Raw genomic sequence first — 23,001 nt, forward strand, 5'->3', positions numbered from 1 at the left:
GTCTTCCCGTCTCGCGCACATCGGCCGGCCTGTCGTGACCCAGCTCATCGGACTTTTCCCCACCCCCGTAATGCGCGTCGAGGGCCTCATCGGCCCGGCCGACGTGGAGGCGCTCGCGGCCGAGGTGGCGGACCGCACCTCCCTCACCAACGCCTATTCGGACCTCCTCTCCCACACCCCGGTGGCGGGCGACCAGTCCGACACGCTGCTGTCGCGGCTCGGCGCGCTGGTGCTGTCCAAGGTGGCGGAGTTCGGTGAGGTGCTCTTCGGCGAGGCGCTGAACTGGCAGATCAAGGAAATCTGGGTGAACGTGCTGGAGCCGGGCGGCCATCAGGCCATCCACACCCACGCCAACAGTTTCATCTCCGGCGTGGTCTACCTGACGGAGGCGCATCCCTCCGCCAACATCGTCTTCCACAAGGCCATCGGCGGCAGCGGCTTCATCTTCGGCAACACCAATCCCGGCGCGCGCATCAACGCCTTCAACGGCGGCAAGTTCGCCATGCCGCAGACGGGTGCGGGCGACCTCGTGATGTTCCCGAGCTATCTGCTGCACGAGGTGCCGGTGAACAAGGGCGGGAGGCGCATCTCGGTGGCCTTCAACGCCATCCCCGACCGGCTCGATAATTTCGGCTACGCCATCCACTTCTCGTGAACGCAAGAGCACGCGCCGATCTGATTGCATCGCAATCAGATCGGACAACGCGTTCTCTTTCTTGGAACCAGAGGGCGATTCACCGATCAAGTTGTTTCAACTTGATCGGATCGCGCTCTAGCCTTTTCAGGGAGAGGCCCATGCGCCTTCATGCAGCAATCGCGGTGCTGGTCCTCACGTGCCTTGCGGCGACGGGGGCACGGGCACAGTGCGCGTTCGACCAGTCGGTGCCGAACGCCAACGAGGTGCTCACCGAGACACAGCCGGAAGTCACCATCGACTTCACCGACGAGTTCCGGCTCGATGACGTGCGCGTGGTGAGTCTCGACGACAAGGCCGAATGGCCCACCGACTGGGCTCGCCCTGCCGAGGAAGTGCGCCAGACCGCGTTCCGCATTTCCAAGCCCCTGCCGCCCGGCAAGTATCTGGTGGAATGGAACGGCTATCTGCGCCGCCACCACCATGCGGATGGCGGCTCCATCGCCTTCACCGTGGCGAAGCCCGGCGACATCCCGCCCGCTACGCCGGCGGTAGCTGAGCCAAGAGCCGCCGCGCGTCGGGGCGGCTCGGGTTCGCCCTATCCAATGCTTCTAGGAGCCGCCGGGCGCCCGAAGGATCAGTGACGGCGAGCTGGCGCGCCATGGCGATCACGGGGGCGTAGGCGGCATCGAAATCCGGGCTGATACGCACCAGCTCGATGAGTTGCGGCGCCAGCGTGCCGATGACGTCGCGCGGTCCCTTCGCCGCCAGCGCCCGGGCGCCCATGCCAATATAGCCGTCTCGCGCCTTCCAGTAGGCGGCAAGGCGCGTCTGGGTGGCCGGATCGGCCCCCGCCAGCAGCGTCTGTGGCGCCGGATGAAGCGCCGCGAGGAGCGCCACCAGACGGTCGGCGGGCCGCTCGCTTGCGGCATAGGCGGTGCCCGGCGCGGAGGCCGTCACCACCGGCCGGTCATCGGTGTTCAGGGGGGCATTGCCGGCGAAGCGGGCGAGGTCCGCCGGGCCGGCGAGGTGGAGGCCGAACAGGGCGAAGCTGCCGTCGAGATCGACGGCCTTCAGCCCCGTCGCCAGCGCGCGGTCGCGCACCCGGCGCTCCACCCAGTCGGACGGGTAGGTCGCGGGCGTGCGGCGGCCGATCAGCGCCACGAGGGGCGTCTCCACGCTGAACTGGGCGAGCCATGCCGTCGTGTCCGGGAACACGTCGAGGAAGGTGCGCACGATCACCTTCAGCGTCTCCATGTTCAGCTGGTGCAGCGGCAGCCATTGGCAGAACAGCCCGTCCGGCGCGAGGCGGTCGCGGATGGCGGCGAAATGCTCGCGGGCATAGAGGGCGCCGGAGCCATCCACGGAGGGGTGGTAGAGGTCCGCGACGATCACGTCATAGGGCGCGGTGCCTGCGCGCACGAAACGTCGGGCGTCGGCCACATGGATGCGGATGTCCGGGTTGCCGGCGAGGCGGGGCGGCGTGCGCTCGAAATAGGGGAAGCTCTCCACCACCTCGGGCACCAGCTCCACGCCCTCTATCCTGAGGCCCGGATGGTCGCCGGCGGCGGAGAGGGTCGCGCCGGTGCCGAGGCCGAGGAACAGCGCGCTGCGCGGGTTGGGATGCAGCAACAGGGGGATGTGCGCCTGCCGGTGGTCCGAGCGCATGGAGGCGCTGCCGCCCATGCGGAAATGGTTGTTCACCTGAAGATGGCGGTCTCCGGCGGCATTGCGCACAACGCTCACCGCCGCCATCACGCCGTCGCGGTGCCACTCCAGCGCGCCGCCTTCCGGCACCTGCACGAATCGCAAGGAGACGGGCGCCAGCACCAGCGCCAGCGTCGCCGCGAGCGTCAGCCCGCCACCGGCCAGCGCGGCGCGGCTCCGGAGCGGCAGCGCCAGCACATAGGCGGCGGCGAGGAGCGCGAAGGCATATTTCGCGCCCATCAGAGGCAGCAACACCGGGCCGAACAGCATGGGCGCGAGCGCCGCACCGAGGGTATTGGCCGCAAGCCCCGGCCCGACGCCGCCGAGCCGGTCGGATGCGCGCTGGGCAAGCGCCGTGAACAGGGCGCCCATGGCGATCGTCGGCGGCAGAAAGGCCACGGCGGCCATGGCGAGCTCGGCGGAGAGACGCCCGGCCACCGTCACCGGCAAAGCGGCCTTGAGGGCCGAGAGAATCTGCCCCGAGGCCCCGAGCAGCCCCGCGCCGGCGAGGCAGGCGAGGGCGGTGAGGGTGACGAGGAGGGCCACTGAGCCGTCCGCACCCGGCCCGCGAAGCGACCGCCACCGGGCATAGAGGGCGGCGCCCAGCGCAGTGCCCGCGAGGTAGCAGGCCAGGAGCACGGCGAAGGTGTAGATGGTGTTTTCCAGAATCTGGCTCAGCACCCGCACCGTCAGCACCTCGTAGCCGATGCCGAGGAGGCCGGTGAGGAACAGGGGCGTCAGCACCGGGAGCGAGGCGGAGCCGGTCTCGGGCGCGCGAATCGGGCGTGCCGCCGGCACCAGTGCCGATTCGCGGGCCACGGCCAGCATGGCCGCGGCGCAGACCGCATTCAGCACGGCGCACAGCACCAGTGTGGCGGAGAGGCCGAGCGCGGGGATGATGAGGAAGGCGGTGGCCAGCGTTCCCGCCACCGCGCCGAACGTGTTGGCCGCATAGACGTGCCCCACCGCCGCGCCTGAGGCGAGACGCGGCGCCAGCACGGCCTCCAGCGCCGGCAGGGTGGCGCCCATGGCCAGCGTCGCCGGCAGCAGCAGCACGAAGGGCAGAGCGAAGGCGACGGACCATTGCCGGAGCGCCGAGGCATCCACCGGCACCAGCGCTGGCACGAGGTCGCCGAAGAGCGGCGTTGCGCCGATGAGAACCAGCGCCCACGCGCCGATCATCAGCTCCAACCCCGCATACCAGACGGCAGGTCGGCGGCTCCCGGCGATGGCGCGGCCGAGCAGCAGGCTGCCGAGGGCGAGGCCGCCGAACAATGCGGAGATGACCCCCAGCACCGCCACCAGTTCGTGGCCGAGGCTGACCGCGAGCATCCGGGTCCAGACGATCTCATAACCGAGGCCGGCAAAGCCCGAGAGGGTCGCGACCAGCGCGATGGCGATGCCCGTGCGGGCGTTTTGGCCGAGCGTCAGGCGTTGCGGCGCGGCGGATTCGGGTTCCGAAGCCTGAACCTGGGACATGACAGAAACCGTTCCCTGAAAGCGAAAGAAGCCGGAGGCCCGAAGGCCCCCGGCATCCGAAGGTCTCGCGCCGGCCGTGGCCGGCGCTTGTCTTTCGTCAGTTCCCAATCACTTGGCGAGGGAGACCGCGAGCTTCTCGTTGGTCTCGACGAGGAGTTCCGGCTGGTCGGAGACGCGGATGAAGATGGGGTTCGTGTAGAACCACAGGTCCGACCACGCGGCCACGTCGTAGCTGGAGATCTTCTGGCCGTCGCGCACCACGAGGTGGGACGGGCAAGCGGCGTCGTTACAGGGCACGAACGGGCCCTGCGCGGCGTTTTCCGGATCCCAGTCGTTGAGCGGGTTGCCCTGGGCGTCCGTCTCGGCCGGCACGGAGGGCGGCAGGTTGGAGCCACGCACGCGGACGTACATGTTGTTCTGCACGTTCGGGATGGTGACGGTCATGGTGCGCTTGGTGCCGCGCGCCTTCCAGGTGGTCGGGCCGAAGGTGGCGATGATCGCCGCCGAGGCATTGGTGCCGGCGGTGTAGTTGGCGCTGCTGGGCGCCACGACGCCGGTCACGTCACCCTTGATGAACTGCACCTGGCGGAGCGTCGGCTTGTTGAGCGGCTCCTGGATGCCGATCTGGGCCAGCGACGGGTTGTTGAAGGTGTAGGGCGAGTAGTTCGGGTTCGTGGGGACATTGACCTCGAGGGTCAGCGTCACCGACTTGCCGCGCTTCACCACCAGCGTGTCACCCATGCCCGCCTTGGCGCCGAAGCCGGCCTTGGCGTTGTAGGTCAGCTCGCCGGTGATCAGGTCGCCCTGCACCGAGTAGACGTTGCCGGAGCGCACGCCGTCGACCACCACCTGCGGGCGCAGGGCCACATTCCGCTTGGGACGCGGGATGTAGAGCTTCTGGAACTCGCCCGGATAGAAGTCGTTGGTGGTGCCCTTCTCGTAGATGGAGAAGGCGCCGCGGTTGTGCCAGTCGGAGCTGGCGAAGAAGAACCAGTTGCGGCCTTCACCCAGCATGGCGTCCCACACGCCGCCGATCTTGGCGGCATAGATGCCGGTGCCGCCGAAGGTGGTCACGCCCACCGAATCGCAGCCGTTGCCGCAGAAGCCGGCGCGGTATTCGCCGCGGTTGTTCGACGCCTGGTGGCCGGGCTGGCTCTCGAAGCCCACCGCGACGGTCGGGCCGGCATTGTTGAAGTCGCGGAAGTGCTCGATGTTGAAGCCGTTATTGCCGTTCGGATTGAACACGCCGGCGCGCTCCACGTGCGCGGGCACGTAGTAGCTGTCGAGCGGATAGTACTTCTGCAGCCACTGGACGGAGGGCACCGCCTTGGCGTCGTGGTTCTTCTGGCCCGAGCCGGAGCCGGAGGCGTTGGCCACCTTGCCTTCCCAGTTGTGGGTCGGCGCGCCCTTGCTGAAGTCCGAATCGGAGCGGTCGAAGCGGTATTCGAACTCGGCCACGGCGCTCGCGTTGCCGGTGTCCTTGTCCTTGTTCCTGTTGCCGAACAGGCCCTTCTTCTCGATGGCGTTCTGCGGCTTCTGATTGCCGATCACCGCCATGGAGGTGTGCTCGTGGCCGGGCACGTTGGTCTCGATGCCGGCATAGAGCATCGGCACGCCGGTTTCCTTGGCGAGGCGGACGAGCTCGGGGAAGATGATCTCTTCCGCGCTCTGCCAGCGCCACATGGAGCGATGGCCCTGCGAGGTAGCGGTGTCGCCCTTGATGACCAGGCCCTGGACCTGATCGAAGAAGCGGCCCTTGCCGGTGGTGGAGCCGTCACCTTCCGGATCGTCCACGCGGCAGTCGCGCGGGCTGGAGCCGCCGTGATCGGCCGCGCCGAGCCATTCCAGGCCGTAGCTCTGGACCGCCTTCTTCACCATGGTCTCGACCGACGAGCGGCCGTCCGAGCACGGCGTGTGATTGTGGAAGTCGCCGGCCATGTAGCTGTCGGCGAACGCCTGCGTCGGCGCAAAAGCCGCTCCGCCGGCAACAACGAGGACCGACGCCCCCGCGATGAGCTGCTGTGTCAGCACCCCGCCCTTCATGCTCCAACCCCTAATTTCCCACGGACGCCAGTCCGCCCGTAGGGGCCTCCTAGCCGCGTTCTGTGACCGCGTGCTGAAGGTTCTGTGACGCCGGGGAAGGTGAGCCGGGAAACCTTGCGAGACCTTTCGGACCCTGCGTCCGCCGCAACGCTGTCATCAAGCCGACACCGGTCCGCCGCTAGGGGATGCGCCGTCAGCAGGCGTGGAAGCACGACGTGGCGGGGATGCGCTTTTTCGCGTCCCTGTGGGCGGGGGACGAGTCTTGACGTCATCGGGTTTGAATACGGGCGCGGATGCCCCGGCCGGCACCAGGAACAAGAGCCTCATCCGGCGGCTGATCGGCGAGCCGCTGCTTCAGTTCATGGTGCTCGGCGCCATGATCTTCGCGGCCCATGCGGCGGTGACGCCGGCGATCCCGAAGGAAAAGCTCATCGAGGTTACCCCCGAGGTGCGCCAGAGCATCGTCGATGCCTTCAAGTCCACCCACGAAGGCCGCGAGCCGGGGGCGGACGAGTATCGCAAGCTGGTCGACGTGTGGGTCCTGAACGAGATCACCTTCCGCGAGGCACTGGCGCAGGGCCTCGACAAGGGCGACGAGATGATCCGCGACCGCATCGTCCACAAGATGCGCCTGCTCATCTTCAACGGCGTCGAGGTCAAGGAGCCGACCCACGCCGAGCTCGAAGCCTGGTACGAGAAGCGCCGGGCACAGTATGACGTGCCTGAAACCATCAGCTTCATTTCCGTGCCCTTCACCGGCCCGAACGCCGAGGCGGACGCCCGCGCGACGCTGGAGCAGATCGTCGCCGGCGAGGAAACCGAAGAGACGCAGAACCGCGCCCTCATCTTCGGCGAGCGGCCGCGCAAGTCGCTGGAGCCGTCGTTCGGCACGCCGTTCGTGGAGACGCTGGTGGCGCTGCCGCAGGGCGAGTGGCGGGTGGTCCCGTCGAAGGACGGCTGGAACGTGGTGCGGCTCGATGCCTATGCGCCCGGCCATCCAACCGACCTCGACGAGGTGTCCGCCCAGGTCGCGCTGGCGTGGAAGGACGAGCGCCGCCGCATCCTCGGCATCGCCGCGACCAAGGACCTGGGCAACGCCTACGTCATCCGGCGTGGTGAGCCATGATCGCCCTAGCCGAAAGAGCGCCCGCGCGCCGCGCCTTCCGGTCCGGCCTGCTCGCGGTCCTGGCGCTGTTCTGCGCGCTTCTCCTGCCGTCGCTGGCCGCGCGGGCGCATGAGGCGACCATGGCGGTCATCACCCTGCGCGAGATCGCGCCGGGCCGCTTCATCGGCCAGTGGACCATGCCGCCGGCGGACGTGACCCTGCAGCCCATCTTCCCCGCCCACTGCCAGTGGAACCCGCCCGAACTGGTCTGCGGCGAGCGCGGGCTCACCGGCCGCCTCAGCTTCATGGGCCTCGGCAGCAAGCAGTCGGTGGCCACCATCCGGGTTGTCCCGCGCGAGGGGCCGGCCGTCGTCTACACGGTGAGCGCCGCCAAGCCGACCATGATGGTGGCGAGCGAGCCGGGCACCAATCTCGCGGTGTGGGCCGATCTTGCCGACACCTACGTCAATCTCGGCATCGACCACATTCTGCGCGGCATCGACCACCTTTTGTTCGTGCTGGGCCTGATCTGGATCGTGAAGGGCGGCTGGCGGCTGGTGAAGACCATCACCGCCTTCACCGTGGGCCATTCCATCTCGCTCGCCGCCGCCACCTTCGGCTGGGTCGGCGTGCCGGAGCGGCCGCTCAACGCCGCCATCGCCCTCTCCATCGTTTTCGTGGGCGTGGAGATCGTGAAGTTGCAACGGGGCGAGCCGGGGCTGACCGCGCGCTATCCCTGGATCGTCGCCTTCGCTTTCGGCCTCCTGCACGGCCTCGGCTTCGCCACGGCGCTGACGGCGCTCGGCATCCCGCAGGCGACGCTGCCCATCGCGCTGCTGTTCTTCAACGTGGGCGTCGAGATCGGCCAGCTGATGTTCGTGATGGCGGTGCTCGCCCTCATGTGGGCCCACCGGCAGGCACAGGCGCTGCTGCCCCGCTGGGGCGCGGCCATCCCGGCCTATGTCATCGGCTCCGTCGCGTCGTTCTGGTTCCTCACCCGCATCTGACCCTGCCTGGGGCGCACACCTTGGAAGGACATTCGACATGAAGTCCCACAGCCCGAACCCGGCGCTCGTCCTCGCCGGACTTCTCGCCATGATCCCGCTGTCTCCGGCCCTCGCCCATACGGGCACGGGCACGCAGATCGGCCTTGAGAGCGGTTTTCTCCATCCGCTCTCCGGCGCGGACCACATCATCGCCATGGTGGCGGTGGGCCTGTGGGGCGCGCAGCTCGGCAACCCGGCCATCTGGGTGCTGCCCATCACCTTCCCGCTGGTGATGGCGGTAGGCGGCCTGCTTGGCGTGATGGGCATCGACCTGCCCTTCGTCGAGCTTATGATCGCGCTGTCCGGCATCGCGCTCGGCGCCATGGTGGCCCTGAACATCCGCCCGCCGCTGTGGGTGGCGGCGACCATCGTCGGCGTGTTCGCCATCTTCCACGGCTATGCCCACGGCAAGGAACTGCCGGATGCGGCCGATGCGGTGGCGTTCGCGGTGGGCTTCGTGGTGGCCACCGGCATGCTGCATCTTCTGGGCATCCTCATCGGCGTTGCGGTGCGCTGGGAGGCGGGGGCCAAGGCGGTGCGCGCCTGCGGCGCCGCCATCGGCTGCCTCGGCGTCTACTTCCTGCTCGGTGCCATCGGGATCATCGAATGACACGCCTTGCCCGTCGCGCCGGCATTGCCGGCGCGGTTGCCCTGGTTCGTCGCGCCGGCTCCGTCGGCGCGCTTGCTCTCGTCTTCGCGCTCACCCCCGGCCTCGCCCATGCCCATCTCGTGGATACGCGGCTCGGCGATTTCTATTCCGGCGCGCTGCATCCGCTGACCGATTTCGAGCAGGTGCTGCCCTGGCTAGCTCTGGCGGTGCTCGCCGCCTTCCAGGGGCCGCGCACGGCGCGCTGGGTGGTGCTCGCCTTCCCGCTGGCGCTGGCCGCCGGAGGGGCGCTGTCGCTGGTGCTGCCGCCGCCGCCGTTCGCGCCGGTGGCGGGCGTGACGCTGGTGGCGCTCACCGGTCTTGCCGTCGCCGCGCAGCTCAGGCTGCCGCTCGCCGCCCTGCTGGTGCTGGCGGTAGGCCTTGGCCTGCTGGACGGCTACCAGAACGGCGCCGCCATGGTCGCCACCACGGACCGGTTCCTGTTCCTGTCGGGCGTCACGGTCATCGGCTACGCCTTCGTCACCCTCGCGCTCGGCTGCGCCATCGCCTTCCTCGCTGGCGTCGGCGGCTGGCGGCCCATCGCGCTTCGGGCGGCGGGAAGCTGGGTCGCGGCGGTGGGCATTATGGTGCTCGGCCTGCATCTGGTGTCGCGCGGGGTCGGCTGATCCCGCGCCGGACGGCGGCTCACGGCATCGCGAGCGACATTACGGAAGCTTAATCCGGCCGCCAGATTGCCGTAACGATCCAACGCATAGGTTGCGTCTCGAACCTGCCCGGCATGGCAGGCAACAGAGAGACGCGACGCATGACCCGCTCCCCCTCCACCCCTTCCGTGACGAAGCGCAACCGCCGTGCCATGCTCGCGAGCGTTTTCGGTCTCGCCCTCGCCGGCGTCGTTGCCGGCCAGTTCATCCCGCCTGCCAATACGCCTGCCCTCGCGCAGATCACCACCAGCCAGCCGGCCAACACCTTCTCCTTCGCCGACATCGTCGAGAAGGTCTCGCCCGCCGTCGTCTCGGTGAAGGTGAAGAAGGACATCGGCGACCAGCAGATGGCCATGGGCGGCGAGGGCCTCGGCGGCAACGTCCCGCCCCAGATCGAGGAATTCCTGAAGCGCTTCGGCTTCGGCCAGGGCGGCCCCGGCATGGGTCCCGGCGGCCCGGGTGGTCCCGGCATGGGCCCGCGCGGCGGCATGGGCCCCAAGGGTGAGCGTCCCGTGGTGGGCCAGGGCTCCGGCTTCATCATCTCGGCTGACGGTTATGTGGTCACCAACAACCACGTGGTGGATGGCGCCGACGAGGTGGACGTGACCACCACCGACGGCAAGGAATACGTCGCCAAGGTGATCGGCACCGATCCGCGCACCGACGTGGCCCTGCTCAAGATCGACAACGTCACCAACATGCCGTGGGTGAAGCTCGCCGATGGCGCCCCGCGCGTCGGCGACTGGGTGATCGCGGTCGGCAATCCGTTCGGCCTCGGCGGCACCGTGACCGCCGGCATCGTCTCGGCCCGCGGCCGCGACATCGGCTCCGGCCCCTATGACGACTTCATCCAGATCGACGCCCCCATCAACCGGGGCAACTCGGGCGGCCCGACCTTCTCGCTGAACGGCGAGGTGATCGGCATGAACACCGCCATCGTCTCCCCCTCGGGCGGCAACGTGGGCATCGCCTTCGCCATCCCCTCCGAGACGGTGAAGACCGTGGTGACTCAGCTGCGTGACAAGGGCTCGGTGGCCCGCGGCTACATCGGCGTCCAGATCCAGCCGGTGACGGAGGATCTCGCGTCCGGCCTCGGCATCAAGAGCGCCGAAGGCGCCCTCGTCGCCCAGGTTCAGCCCAACACCGCCGGCGCCAAGGCTGGCCTGAAGGCCGGTGACGTGGTGGTCAAGGTGAACGGCGAGCCGATCAAGGAAGCCCGTGAGCTGTCCCGCAAGGTGGGCATGATGAAGCCCGGCGCCGAGGTCCAGCTCTCGGTGATCCGCGACACCAAGCCCATGGACATCAAGGTGGTGCTCGACCAGCTGCCCAATGAGCAGGTGGCCTCCCGCACCAACACCCCGCAGGGTGAGGACGACAGCGCCGGCAACAAGGATATGCCGCGCCTCGGCCTTCAGCTCGCTCCCTCCAAGAGCGTGCAGGGCGCCGGCGGCGAGGGCGTGGTGGTCACCGGCGTCGAGCCCAACGGCCCGGCCGCCCAGCGCGGCCTGAAGACCGGCGACGTGATCCTGAAGGTCGGCGACAAGACCGTCGCCACCCCCAAGGACGTGCGCGACGGCCTCGCCGCCGCCAAGGCCGAGAACCGCAAGGCAGTGCTCATCCAGGTGAAGAGCGGCGAGGGCGTGCGCTTCGTCGCCATCTCGCTGGAAGGCAAGGCCAAAGGCTGAGCCCGCTCAGCCGGCCTGAGACAAGGCCCGACCGCATGACACGCCGGGGGCAATCCCCCGGCGACGGGCCTCCGGACCGAGGTGGATATCGCCATCGCCCCTGATGCCGCTTCGGCTCCGCAGGCGCGGGAAGCTCCAGAGGGCTTCCCGCGCCACTTTTTTCGGTGCGCACCCCTCGCATGGACCTGCCTGAAAGGTGAGCTAGAGTGATGACAACGAATCTCGATCCGGGTCCGCTCTCCGCCATGCGCCTTCTCCTGGTCGAGGACGACCGCGACGCCGCCGAATATCTGCGCAAGGCCTTCCGCGAGGCCGGTCACGTGGTGGACCATGCCGCAGACGGCGAGGAGGGGCTCGCCCTCGCGCTCGACGGCAAATACGACGTGATGGTGGTGGACCGGATGCTCCCCGCCCGCGACGGGCTCTCCCTCGTCACCGAGCTGCGCGGGCGCGGGCACACGACGCCGGTGCTCATTCTCTCGGCGCTGGGGCAGGTGGACGACCGGGTGCAGGGCCTGCGCGCCGGGGGCGACGACTATCTGCCCAAGCCCTACGCCTTCACCGAACTTCTGGCACGCGTCGAAGCCCTCTCCCGGCGCGGCGTCAGCCAGGGCGCGGAAACGGTGTACAAGGTGGCGGACCTCGAACTCGACCGCCTCGCCCACCGCGTCACCCGATCCGGCAAGGAGATCCCGCTCCAGCCGCGCGAGTTCCGGCTGCTGGAATATCTGATGCGGCACGCCGGGCAGGTGGTGACGCGCACCATGCTGCTCGAAAACGTCTGGGACTATCATTTCGACCCTCAGACCAACGTCATCGACGTCCACGTCTCGCGCCTCCGGTCCAAGATCGACAAGGGCTTCGACGTGCCGCTGATCCACACCGTCCGCGGCGCCGGCTACATGGTGCGGGCGGGGCTGGTGGCGTGAAGGGGGAAGGCGCCCCGGCGGGTGCAGGTCCGCTCGGCAGCGGGGGGAGGGCGCACGGCGCGATCGCCAGCCCCATCGCCCACGCGGCGCGCCTGGTGCGCACCACCGCGTTCAAGCTGCTCGCCGCCTATCTCGTCGTCTTCGCGCTGTTTGCGGTGTCGGTCATCGTCTACACCGCGTGGCACACCCGCGCCCTAATCCAGGGACAGGTGGCGGACGACCTCGACCGCGAGGTCGTCGGGCTCTCCGACCAGTACCGCATCGGCGGCATCCAGCGGCTCGTCTATGTCATCGACAGGCGGACGCGGCGGCCGGGCTCGTCCATCTACGTGCTCTCCAATTTCCAGGGCGAGGTGTTGGCCGCCAACGTGACGGACCTGCCCATCGGCCTCCTCGACAAGGAGGGCACCCGCTTCACCACCTACAACCGCCCGGACGATCCCGTGGCCAAGAGCCATGTGGCCTTCGTGCAGACCATGTTCCTGCCCGGCGGCTATCGCCTGCTCGTCGGCCGCGACATCGAGGAGCGCGACACCCTGCGCGATCTCGTGGCGCGGCCGGCTCAATGGGCCGTAGTGCTGATCGTGGTGCTGGGCCTTGCCGGCGGCGTGTTCGTGACGCGGCGGGTGCTGAAGCGCATCGATTCCATGACCGCGACGGCCGAGACCATCATGGCCGGCAATCTCTCCGGCCGGTTGGCGCTGGCCGGCACCGAGGATGAGTTCGACCGCCTCGCCCACTCCCTCAACGCCATGCTCGATCGCATCGAGGGGCTGATGGTGGGGCTGAAGGAAGTCTCCGACAACATCGCCCACGATCTGAAGACCCCGCTCACCCGCCTGCGCAACCGTGCCGAAGAGGCGCTGCGCACCGCCCGCACCGAGGAGGCCTGGCGGGCGGCTCTGGAGGCCACCATCGAGGAGAGCGCCGGCCTCATCCGCACCTTCGACGCCCTCCTGATGATCGCCCGCGCCGAGGCGGGGCAGGGGCGGGCGACCATGGGAGACGTGGACCTCGCCGAGATCGCCGAGGCGGTGTCCGAGCTTTACGAGCCGCTGGCGGACGAGCAGGGGCTCGACCTCACCGTCAGCGCCGTGCCTGCCACCGTCCATGGGGTGAAGGAACTGCTGGCGCAGGCCCTCTCCAACCTCATCGACAATGCCATCAAATACGGCCGCCCGGCCGATGGGGGGCGGGGGCGCATCGCCGTGACGCTGACGCGCGACGGGGCAGAGGCGGTGCTCGCGGTGGCCGACACCGGTCCGGGCATCCCGGCCGCCGACCGGGAGCGGGTGGTGGAGCGATTCGTGCGGCTGGAGGCGAGCCGCACCCGTCCCGGCTCCGGCCTCGGCCTGTCGCTGGTGGGGGCGGTGGCGCGGCTGCACGGGGGTACGCTGGCTTTTTCCGACAACAGGCCGGGGCTCGTGGCGACCTTCCGTTTGCCGACGAAATGACAGCGGGGCGTGAACCAAGCCGTCGGCGCGGGCGTTAACCTCCGTAATGACCTCTTCATTCCCCACTCACTATGATGCGTGCCGTGCCTCCCGCTGCGGCACTTCGATGAAAGAAGGCTTGCGCGCAGCAAGTCGCTGGTGCCTTTAGACCTGACCATGCGTTGGCCCACGGAACCGGATTCGGCGGACCGGCCGCCCCTCGCCCTGCAGATGCGGGAAGCGCCCGTCGTGGCGGATGCGAAGGCGGCAAAGATTAAGCTTTCCCACGCCATCGAACGGCTGGCGCCGGAGGCGCGCGCCGCCCTTGATGCGCTGTTCGCCGAGTCGCCCTGTGCCGAACAGGTCTGTCTCGGGATCGCCGAAAGTTCGCCCTTCCTCACCGAAGTGGTCCGCGCCGCGCCGGAGCGGCTGTTGCGCGTGCTCGGACGCTCGCCACACGCCCACCTCGATGCGCTCATCGCCGAATGCGCGGCAGTCGAAGGCTCGGAAGCCGATGTGATGCGCGCGCTGCGGCGGATGCGCAGCGAGGCCGCCCTGCTGATCGCCATCGCCGACATGGGCGGCGTGTTCGGCCTCGTGGAGGTGACGGCGGCGCTGACCGACGTGGCCGACGCAGCGGTGCGCAAGGCGCTGTCCTTCCTCCTCGGCGAGGCGGTGAAGGCCGGGCGGCTTATGGTGCCCGATCCCGCCGATCCGCAGGCCGGCTCCGGCCTCGCGGCGATTGCCATGGGCAAGCACGGCGCGCGGGAACTCAACTATTCCAGCGATATCGACCTCGTGGTGGTCTACGACCGCGAGAAGGCACAGCTCTCGGACAGCGTCTCCGCCTCGCCCTTCTTCGTGAAGATCACACAGGGGCTGGTGCGCCTGCTGCAGGAGCGCTCGGCGGACGGCTATGTGCTGCGCGTGGACCTGCGCCTGCGTCCCGATCCCGGCTCGACGCAGGTCGCCCTCTCCACCGTCTCGGCCCTCGATTATTACGAACGCGAGGGCGCCACCTGGGAGCGCGCGGCCTACATCAAGGCGCGCCCGGTGGCCGGCGATGCGGAGGTGGGGCGGCAGTTCCTCGCCGATCTCTCGCCCTTCGTCTGGCGCCGCGTGCTGGACTTCCAGGCCATCGCCGACGTCCATGCCATGAAGCGCGAGATTCACGCCTTCCGCGGGCACGACGTGGTGGCGGTGGAGGGGCACAATGTGAAGCTCGGCCGCGGCGGCATCCGCGAGATCGAGTTCTTCGTCCAGACCCAGCAGCTCATCGCCGGCGGGCGCGATCCGCTGCTGCGCACCAGCCGCACGCTGGACGCCCTCGATGCGCTCACTGCCCATCGCTGGATCGAGCCCAAGGTGCGGGACGACCTCGCCGAGGCCTATCTCTTCCTGCGCCGGGTGGAGCACCGCATCCAGATGGTGGCGGATGCGCAGACCCATTCGCTGCCCGAAAGCCGCGAGGCCATGGAGGGCTTTGCCCGCTTCATGGGCTATCCCGACCGGGACGCCTTCGCTGCCGCCCTCGTCCAGCGCCTGACGACGGTTCAGGGCCACTATGCCCATCTGTTCGAGGATGCGCCGCCGCCGGCCGTGCTCGACGCCGACCTGCTCTTTCCGCCGGACGAGAACGACCGACCGACGCTCGCCGCCCTTTCGCGCCTCGGTTTCAAGGACCCGGCTGCGGCGAGCGGCATCGTCCGGCGCTGGCTTGCCGGAGGGCCGCGCGCGCTGAAGACCGAGCCCGCCCGCGCCCATCTCGCCCGCATCGTGCCGCTGATGCTGGAGGCGCTCTCGCGCGGCGGCGACCCGGACGGCGCGCTGATCGCGGCCGACCGTTTCCTCACCGAGCTGCCGGGACCGCTCCTCCTCACCGCTTTGGACCGCCACCCGGACCTCGTGCGGCTGCTCGCCACCATCCTCACTGCCGCCCCGCGCCTCGCCGAGACCCTGGCCCGCCGCCCCTCCCTCACCGACGCACTGCTCGATCCCGCCTTCTTCGACGTGCTGCCCGACGAGGCGAGCCTCTCCGAGCATCTCGAACTGCTGCTCGACACGGCCGAGACGGACGAGGAGCAGTTCGACCGCGCCCGCCGCTTCCGGCAGGAGCAGCATGTGCTCATCGGCGTGCGCATCGCCTCCGGCACGCTGCCGGCGGCGCGGGCGGGCGAGGCCTATGCGACGCTCGCCGAGGTCATCATCCGCGCCCTGCACCGGCGCGTGTGGGAGCGCTTCTGCGAGGCCCACGGCCGCATTGCCGGCGCCGAGACGGCCGTGCTCGCCATGGGCAAGCTCGGCGGCCGCGAGATGACGGCGGGCTCCGATCTCGACCTCATCGTGCTCTATGATTTCGATCCCGAGGCCGATCCCACCTCGGACGGTCCGCGCCCGCTCACCGGCGCGCAATATTTCGCCCGCTTCACCCAGCGCCTCGTCACGGCGCTGACCTCGCTGACCAATGCCGGCAAGCTCTATGACGTGGACCTGCGGCTGCGCCCCTCGGGCCGCTCGGGTCCGCTGGCGACGCGGCTCTCCTCCTTCGCCACCTACCAGCAGGCGGATGCCTGGACGTGGGAGCACATGGCGCTGACCCGCGCCCGCGTGATCGCCGCCACGCCGGAATTTGGCGCGATCGTGCGCGATGTTATCGGCGGCATCATGGGCCAGGCGCGCGACCAGCGCCGGCTGGCGGGCGACATCCTCGACATGCGCGGCGCCATCGCCGCCGAGAAGGGCGCGGATGACCGCTGGAACCTGAAGCACGCGGCCGGCGGGCAGGTGGATGTGGAGTTCCTCGCCCAATATCTCGTGCTGGCCCATGCCCACGATCATCCCGAGATCGTGGACACGGCCACCGCCCGGGTGCTCGCCACCGCCGAGCGGCTGGCCTTGCTTGAGCCGGAAGACGCGCACGTGCTGCTGCGCGCCTGCCGTCTCTACCAGAACCTGACGCAGGTGCTGCGCCTGTCGGTGGACGCCCACGTGGTGCCGCAGGATGCGAGCCCGGCGCTGCGCGCACTCCTCGCCCGTGCCGGCGAAATGCCGGACTTCGCCACGCTGGAAGCTGATCTGTTCGAGACCGAGCAGAAGGTCCGCGCCATCTTCGAGCGCGTGCTTGAGATGGCGGCGGAGTAGGGGCGGCGGCGCCAAAAATGACCGTCATCCCCCGGCTTGTCCGGGGGATCCACCGTTCGCCTGCGCGCTGCCCGGAAACCCCAACCCGCCCAACCGTGGATCGCCCGGACATGCCGGGCGATGACCATGCCGAAGGTTTGCGGGCCCGAAGCCCCGCTTTCACCCCAGCGCGCGGGTGGCGATGTCGGCCACATCAGGCGAGAGGCCGGGCGTCTCCGCCACCTTGCGCAGGGCCCGTTCCGCGCTGGCGCGGCGCACCGGCTCCAGTTGGCGGAAGGTCTTGAACGAGGCGAGGAGGCGGGCCGCCACCTGCGGATTCTTGCCGTCGAGCGTCAGCACCACGTCGGTGACGAAGTCGTGCCCGGCGCCGTCCGCCCGGTTGAACTGGGTGGGGTTGGTGGCCGCGAAGGCGCCCACCAGCGAGCGCACCCGGTTGGGATTGCCCAGCGAGAAGGCGGGATGCAGCATCAGGTCCTTGATGCGCTCAAGGGTGCCGGGAGCTGCGATCTGCGCCTGCAGGGTAAACCACTTGTCGATGACCAGCGCATCCCGCTCGAAACGGTCGTAGAAGGCCTGAAGCGCCGCTTCGCGCTCCGGCACCTCGTGCTGCGTCAGAACGGCCAGGGCGGTGATGCGGTCGGTCATGTTGTCCGCCGCCTCGAACTGCGCCTTGGCGCGGGCGATGCCCTCCGCCGAGCCCGTGACAGCGAGGAAATCCAGCGACAGGTTGCGCAGCGCCCGCCGTCCGGCGGAGGCCGCATCCGGCGAGAAGGGGCCGGTGGCGGCCATCGCCGCATAGGTGGTGGCGAAGGCGCCTTCCAGCGCGGTGCCCACGGCGAGGCGCAGCGCCTTGCGGGCGGCGAACACCGCGTCCGGGTCCACGTCCTTCGCCAGTTCCCGGGCCACGTCGCCCTCGCCGGGCAGGGCCAGCGCCTGCGCCTTGAAGGCGGCGTCGAGCGTGGTGTCGGCGAGGATGGCGCGGGCGGCCGTCACCAGCGCCTCGGTCGGCGGCAGGCTGCCGGTGCGCGCCCCGGTCTTGAGCATCTCCAGCGCGATGCGCTGGATGGCGTCGAAGCGGTTGAACGGGTCCGCGTCATGGGCGGCGAGGAACACGCGGTCGGCCTCGGTGAGGTCGCTCACGAGGTTCACCGGGGCCGAGAAGCCGCGGTTGAGCGAGGGCACGGGCCGCGCGTCGAGGCCGGTGAAGAGGAAGCTCTGGCGCGCCTCGCTCACCTCCACCACGCCGTTCTCCACCGGCACATTGCCGAGCGCCAGCGGCTGGTCGCGCCCGTCCGGGCCGACGAGGCCGAGGGCGAGGGGAATGAGCATGGGTTTCTTGGTGGGCTGGCCGGGGGTGGGCGGCACCTCCTGCGCCACGTCGAGGCGATAGGTGCCGGCCTCGGCATCCCACGCGCCGCTCACGGTGAGCACCGGCGTGCCGGACTGCGCATACCACAGTGCGAACTGCGAGAGGTCGCGGCCGGTGGCATCGGCGAACGAGGCGACGAAATCCTCGATGGTCGCGGCCTCGCCGTCATGGCGCTCGAAATAGAGGTCCATGCCCGCCCGGAACCCGGCCTCGCCGAGCAGGGTCTTCAGCATGCGGACCACCTCGGCGCCCTTTTCGTAGACGGTCGCCGTGTAGAAGTTGTTGATCTCGCGATAGGTTTCCGGCCGCACGGGGTGCGCGAGCGGGCCCTGGTCCTCGGTGAACTGGGCGGCCTTCAGCGCCCGCACGTCGGCGATGCGCTTCACCGGACGGGAGCGCTCGTCGGAGGAGAATTCCTGGTCGCGGAAGACGGTGAGGCCTTCCTTCAGGCACAGTTGGAACCAGTCGCGGCAGGTGATGCGGTCGCCGGTCCAGTTGTGGAAGTATTCATGGGCGATGACGCCCTCGATCCCCGAATAATCCGCGTCGGTTGCGGTCTCCGGGGTGGCGAGGACGTACTTGTCGTTGAAAACGTTGAGGCCCTTGTTCTCCATGGCCCCCATGTTGAAGTCCGACACGGCGACGATGTTGAACACGTCGAGGTCGTACTCGCGGCCGAAGGCCTCCTCGTCCCAGCGCATGGAGCGCTTCAGCGCGTCCATGGCATAGCCGGCGCGGGCCTCCTTGCCGTGCTCCACATAGATGCCCAGCTCCACCTCGCGCCCCGAACGCGTGAGGAAGCTGTCCGAAATCTTGGCGAGGCGCCCGCCCACGAGGGCGAACAGGTAGGACGGCTTCGGCCACGGATCATGCCACACGGCATAATGGCGGCTGGTGCCGTCCACCTTCCCGCTTTCCACCAGATTGCCATTACCGAGCAGCACGGGCGCCTCGGCCTCGTCCGCCTCGACGCGGGTGGTGAAGACGGAGAGCACGTCCGGCCGGTCGGGATAATAGGTGATGCGGCGGAAGCCCTCGGGCTCGCACTGGGTGCAATAGTTGCTGGAGGTCCGGTAGAGCCCCATAAGCTGGGTGTTGGCGGTGGGGTCCACCAGCGTCTCCACCTCCAGCACGAAGGCGTCGGCTGGGGGATGGGCGAGGGTGAGGCGGTCTGGTGTCGCCTCAAAGCTCGGGCCGGCCACCGGCTTGCCGTCGATGGCGAGGCGGACGAGCGTCAGCCCGTCGCCATTGAGCACCACCGGCGCGCCGGGGGCGCCCGCCGGGTTGCGGCGCAGGGACAGCTTCGACGTGACGCGGGTCTGCGAGGAGTGCAGGGAGAAATCAAGGTCCACCTTGTCCACCAGCCAGTCCGGGGCGCGGTAGTCGGAAAGGTGGATGGCCTTGGGTTCGGCATCACGCATGAACATGAACTCCCCGCGCGCCGCCGCATTGGCCGCGTCGCCTTGTGCGATGTGATCTTGGGCGGAGAGTAAGGCCCGGCGCGCCGGGAGGGAAGCGCGCCGCTATGCGCCCGAGGCCGAGCCGTGCCGCCAGATCTTCCAGGCCGACATCACGAGGATGGCCCCGAGCAGCGGCAGCAGCATGGAGGCCGGCACGACGCCGAGCAACTGCCCGCCAAGAAACGCGCCCAGCATGGAGGCGGCCGTCATCACGCCGAGAAACGTCAGGTTCTCCCGCACGACGCCGACGGTGTTGTCGCGGCCGAAACGGGCGAAGCCGACGATGAGGGTGGGCAGGCTGACCGCCAGCGCGACGCTGCCCGCGAGCTTCACCGGCAGGGCGAACAGCAGCACCAGCGTCGGCACCAGCAATTCCCCGCCCGAAACCCCCATGAGCGCCACCGCGAGCCCGATGATGAAGCCCGCCAGCACCCCGACCACCAGCCGCACGGTGCCGTCGATGGCCATGTGCTTGAGATCGGGATCGTCACCCAGCACCAGCATGACGGCAGTGAAGACGAGCATCGCCGCAATGGTGCGGAACAGGGTGCGCGAGGCGAACCGCGTGGCGTAGGTCGCCCCCGTCCAGGCCCCCGCGAGACTGCCGGCCAGCAGGGTCGCGATCACCCTCCAGTGCTCGGCCACCTCGGCGAAGGGAATGGTCGCGGCGCGGGACGGCAGGGCGAAGGCCACCACCACGAGGCTGAGAACCCGATTGATGATGATGGCGGGCAGCGCCTCGAACCCCAGCGCGATCAGGACCGGCAGCCGTATTTCCGCGCCACCGAGACCGATGAGGCCGCCGACGGTCCCGATGGCCAGCCCGGCCAGTGATCCGTGCAGCAGGCGACGCAACTGGGACGCTGCGGAAGGCTCGAAAGACATGCCGATCACGCTCCCTTGAACGGGCCGCTTCGCACCGTCACCTCGGCCTCAGAATAGGACGCGAGCCGTTGAGATCAAAGAATTCTCGTCGATTGTCCAGAAATCCCCACCGATTGTTTCGCTAAGGGAGCCTTATCGAATTTTGCGGCGCACCCTAGCTCCTAGCCATCAAAGGGCGTGGTGGGGTTGGTATTTAAGGAGATCAACATGCGTAATCTGACTTTTAGCGCCGTCGCGCTCGCCGCCCTCCTTGCTTCCGGCGCGGCCTTCGCGGGTGACGAACCGTCCCTCGCCGCCGCCGATGCTGAGGCGCAGGCCGCTGCGCCCCTCCATTCGCAGGTGCAGCCGCTCGGCTACGCGACGCCCCGCGCCGGCCATCCGGCCTTCGTGGCGCTCTCCGCTGGTCAGGAGCGGAGCCCGCTCTCGGAAGCCGACCGCCTGTTCCTGGCGCAGGGTGACCGCGGCCTCGGCACCAACTGACGAAAACCCCCGGCCGGCGTCCTGCGCCGGCCGGGGGCATTCACGAAGGTCAGCTGTTCAACCGTTCAGCCGCGCGTCCAGCGCTTCGTAGAGCGGATTGTCGGCGGCGAAGACGTATTCGATGGGGCCGACCGTCACCATGCTGGCGCCGCGCTGGCGCAGGAAAGTGGCGAGGGCGTGCAGCGTGTCCGGCGGGCAGTGCAGGGTCAGCATGCCGGACGATGTCGGGCCGCCGAAGGGCGCAACGCAGCGATAGGCCGCCACCGCCTCGTCCACCAGCGAGGCATCGCAATCGGCAAAGCGCGTGCGCACCTCCCGCATGGTCCGGGCGCGCTTCTCGGCTCCCAGCCGGTCGAACATGGCGCGGGCCGCCGCGAGGGGACCGCCGCTCCAGTTGGCGGTGAGGGAGGCGACGAGGTTCGCCTCGGACTTCAGGATGATGCCGTCGTCCACCACCTTCAGCGCATTGGCGGCGAGCGTCGCGCCCGTGGTGGTGATGTCGACGATCAGCTCGGCCGAGCCGGCAGCGGGCGTGCCCTCGGTGGCGCCGGCGCTCTCGACGATACGGTAGTCGATGATGCCGTGGCGGGCGAAGTAGCCGCGCGTCAGGTTCACATATTTGGTGGCGACGCGGATGCGCCGGCCGGTGCGGCCATGGAAGTGGCTCGCCACGTCGTCGAGATCGTCCATGGTGCGCACGTCGATCCACGCCTGCGGCACCGCGACCACCACATTGGCATGGCCGAAGCCGAGCTTCTCCAGCAGCGCCACGCGGCTGTCCGCCTCATGGATGTTCTCGCGCACCAGATCCTCGCCGGTCACGCCCAGATGAGCGGTGCCGGAGGCCAGCGCCGCGGCGATTTCCGAGGCGGAGAGATAGGCGACCTCCACCCCCTCAACGCCGCCCAGCGCGCCGCGATAGTCGCGGGCGCCGCGGGCCTGCGTCAGCGGCATGCCGGCGCGGGAGAAGAAGGCGTGGACATTTTCCTGAAGCCGCCCCTTGGACGGCACGGCGAGGATGAGCGGCGTGGTCATCGGGCGTCCTCCGCGGCACCTGAGAGGCCGGCGAGGCGCTCCACCCAGGCGGCAAGCCCGACGCCGGGGATGGCACCTTCCGCACCGAGCCGCGACAGCAGCCGGTCATAGCGCCCGCCGGCCACCAGCGGGCCGGCGCCGGGACGGGCCGGGTCGTGCAGCTCGAACACCATGCCGCTGTAATAATCGAGCGGCCGCCCGAAGGCGGTGGAGAAGCGCACGGAAGACAGGTTCACCGCATAGGCGGTGAAGAAGCCGGTGCGGCGGTCGAACAGGTCGAGGGCGGCGTTGAGGTCGATGCCCGCATCCGCCGCCAGCGCCCGCATCCGGGCCGAGGCGTCGTCCGGCGTGCCCGAGATGGCGAGGTAGCGCGAGAGGATTTCCGAGGTCTCGGTCGAAAGCCCGCCGCCTGCGTCGAGGGAGGACTGCTCCAGGAACCGCTCGGCAATTTCCGACACGCTGCGCCCGCCCACCGTCGAAATGCCGGCGATGGAGAGCAGGTCGGTAATGAGCGCGCGCGCCGCCGCCGGATCCGCGCCGTCCAGCGCCGCCAGCACGCCGGCATGGGCGGGGGCGCCCTCGCGGCTCTTGTCGTTGAGCTGGGCGAGATCGAGGTTCACCCGTCCCTGGCCGAAATCCTTCAGCAGCCGGCGGCGCATGGCCGGCGCCAGCGGCAGGGCATCGAGCAGCGCCGTGAACAGGCCCACATCGCCGAGCCGGATGTCCGGCTGGGGCAGGCCGTAGAGCGCGCAGGCATTGAGGCCGAGGGACAGGATCTCCGCGTCTGCCGCCTCGATGTCGGTGCGGCCGAAGGATTCTACGCCGGCCTGCCGGAACTCGCCGGGGCCTTCGCCACGGAAGCGGAAGACGGGGCCGAGATAGCTCACCCGTGCCGGCATCGCCATGCCCTCGGCCAGCACCGCGCGGGCGACCGGGATGGTCAGGTCCGGCCGCAGGCACAGCTCGTGGCCTTCGGCGTCGGCCGTCAGATACATGCGGCGGCGGATGGATTCGCCCGAAAGGTCGAGGAATACGTCGGCCGGCTGGAGGATGGGCGGATCGAGGCGCGCGAAGCCGGCGGCCGCGAAGGTGGCGACCAGCGCCTCCTCGAGGCTCGGGGACGTGCGGGAGGTGAGGGGCGCGGGCGCCGCGGGCGACATGGGTGCAAGGTTTCCGTGAGGTCTTGCGGGCTTCTAGCAAAGCCGGCGCCTTACGGCCACCCCGGCGCCGACTTCGCCCGCCTCCCGGGGACTGAAGCG

General features: G+C 69.4%; 17 protein-coding genes. 11 read left to right on the forward strand and 6 right to left on the reverse strand.

All coding sequences use genetic code 11. The features are described from left to right. Positions 1-34: 34 nt before the first annotated feature. Together EJ105_RS22375 and EJ105_RS22380 are read left to right on the forward strand one after the other, a co-directional pair. Positions 35-655 (forward strand): TIGR02466 family protein, encoded by a 621-nt coding sequence (locus EJ105_RS22375; protein ID WP_250168079.1) that lies wholly within the window; start codon positions 35-37, stop codon positions 653-655. A gap of 140 nt (positions 656-795) precedes the next feature. Further along, on the forward strand, positions 796-1,278 hold the full coding sequence (locus EJ105_RS22380; protein WP_250168080.1) for a copper resistance CopC family protein: 483 nt from the start codon (positions 796-798) through the stop codon (positions 1,276-1,278). Here the strand turns inward: EJ105_RS22380 and EJ105_RS22385 are convergent. Both EJ105_RS22385 and EJ105_RS22390 read right to left on the reverse strand, forming a co-directional pair. Then, positions 1,175-3,820: a fused MFS/spermidine synthase gene (locus tag EJ105_RS22385; protein WP_250168081.1), complete on the reverse strand. Its 2,646-nt coding sequence runs from the start codon at positions 3,818-3,820 to the stop codon at positions 1,175-1,177. The two genes, EJ105_RS22380 and EJ105_RS22385, sit on opposite strands and share 104 nt — an antisense overlap. 108 nt (positions 3,821-3,928) lie before the next feature. Then, on the reverse strand, positions 3,929-5,863 hold the full coding sequence (locus EJ105_RS22390; protein ID WP_250168082.1) for a hypothetical protein: 1,935 nt from the start codon (positions 5,861-5,863) through the stop codon (positions 3,929-3,931). A 262-nt stretch (positions 5,864-6,125) separates the two neighbouring features. Between EJ105_RS22390 and EJ105_RS22395 the strand changes: the two genes are divergently transcribed. The 8 genes from EJ105_RS22395 (at position 6,126) to EJ105_RS22430 (ending at position 16,513) form a co-directional block, all read left to right on the forward strand. After that, positions 6,126-6,989 carry a peptidyl-prolyl cis-trans isomerase gene (locus EJ105_RS22395; protein WP_250168083.1) on the forward strand — a complete coding sequence of 288 codons (864 nt, stop codon included), beginning with the start codon at positions 6,126-6,128 and terminating at the stop codon, positions 6,987-6,989. Beyond that, on the forward strand, positions 6,986-7,975 hold the full coding sequence (locus EJ105_RS22400) for a HupE/UreJ family protein (RefSeq protein WP_250168084.1): 990 nt from the start codon (positions 6,986-6,988) through the stop codon (positions 7,973-7,975). The genes EJ105_RS22395 and EJ105_RS22400 overlap by 4 nt, the downstream gene beginning before the upstream one ends. 37 nt (positions 7,976-8,012) lie before the next feature. Further along, positions 8,013-8,624, forward strand: coding sequence for a HupE/UreJ family protein (locus EJ105_RS22405; RefSeq protein ID WP_024278378.1), 612 nt, complete (start codon positions 8,013-8,015; stop codon positions 8,622-8,624). Beyond that, positions 8,621-9,286: a HupE/UreJ family protein gene (locus EJ105_RS22410; RefSeq protein WP_250168085.1), complete on the forward strand. Its 666-nt coding sequence runs from the start codon at positions 8,621-8,623 to the stop codon at positions 9,284-9,286. Before EJ105_RS22405 ends, EJ105_RS22410 begins: the two co-directional genes overlap by 4 nt. Before the next feature lie 140 nt (positions 9,287-9,426). Beyond that, positions 9,427-11,010: a Do family serine endopeptidase gene (locus EJ105_RS22415; RefSeq protein ID WP_029559009.1), complete on the forward strand. Its 1,584-nt coding sequence runs from the start codon at positions 9,427-9,429 to the stop codon at positions 11,008-11,010. A 209-nt stretch (positions 11,011-11,219) separates the two neighbouring features. Continuing rightward, positions 11,220-11,939, forward strand: coding sequence for a response regulator transcription factor (locus EJ105_RS22420; protein ID WP_024278381.1), 720 nt, complete (start codon positions 11,220-11,222; stop codon positions 11,937-11,939). Positions 11,940-12,013: 74 nt separating this feature from the next. Then, complete coding sequence (locus EJ105_RS22425; protein ID WP_250168120.1) at positions 12,014-13,393, forward strand: ATP-binding protein; 1,380 nt, start codon at positions 12,014-12,016, stop codon at positions 13,391-13,393. A gap of 156 nt (positions 13,394-13,549) precedes the next feature. Beyond that, positions 13,550-16,513 (forward strand): bifunctional [glutamine synthetase] adenylyltransferase/[glutamine synthetase]-adenylyl-L-tyrosine phosphorylase, encoded by a 2,964-nt coding sequence (locus tag EJ105_RS22430; protein ID WP_250168086.1) that lies wholly within the window; start codon positions 13,550-13,552, stop codon positions 16,511-16,513. A 159-nt stretch (positions 16,514-16,672) separates the two neighbouring features. Here the strand turns inward: EJ105_RS22430 and pepN are convergent, their stop codons facing one another. Together pepN and EJ105_RS22440 are read right to left on the reverse strand one after the other, a co-directional pair. Further along, positions 16,673-19,303 carry an aminopeptidase N gene (pepN, locus tag EJ105_RS22435; protein ID WP_250168087.1) on the reverse strand — a complete coding sequence of 877 codons (2,631 nt, stop codon included), beginning with the start codon at positions 19,301-19,303 and terminating at the stop codon, positions 16,673-16,675. A 102-nt stretch (positions 19,304-19,405) separates the two neighbouring features. Continuing rightward, positions 19,406-20,227 (reverse strand): sulfite exporter TauE/SafE family protein, encoded by an 822-nt coding sequence (locus tag EJ105_RS22440; protein WP_250168088.1) that lies wholly within the window; start codon positions 20,225-20,227, stop codon positions 19,406-19,408. A gap of 207 nt (positions 20,228-20,434) precedes the next feature. Between EJ105_RS22440 and EJ105_RS22445 the strand changes: the two genes are divergently transcribed. Beyond that, positions 20,435-20,707: a hypothetical protein gene (locus tag EJ105_RS22445; protein WP_250168089.1), complete on the forward strand. Its 273-nt coding sequence runs from the start codon at positions 20,435-20,437 to the stop codon at positions 20,705-20,707. A 57-nt stretch (positions 20,708-20,764) separates the two neighbouring features. Here the strand turns inward: EJ105_RS22445 and hisG are convergent, their stop codons facing one another. Next, positions 20,765-21,742, reverse strand: coding sequence for an ATP phosphoribosyltransferase (gene hisG / locus EJ105_RS22450; RefSeq protein ID WP_250168090.1), 978 nt, complete (start codon positions 21,740-21,742; stop codon positions 20,765-20,767). Further along, positions 21,739-22,902: an ATP phosphoribosyltransferase regulatory subunit gene (locus tag EJ105_RS22455; protein ID WP_024278389.1), complete on the reverse strand. Its 1,164-nt coding sequence runs from the start codon at positions 22,900-22,902 to the stop codon at positions 21,739-21,741. The genes hisG and EJ105_RS22455 overlap by 4 nt, the downstream gene beginning before the upstream one ends. Positions 22,903-23,001: the final 99 nt, after the last annotated feature.

Origin of the sequence: Xanthobacter aminoxidans (assembly GCF_023571765.1) — a bacterium.
Classification (GTDB): Bacteria; Pseudomonadota; Alphaproteobacteria; order Rhizobiales; family Xanthobacteraceae; genus Xanthobacter; species Xanthobacter aminoxidans.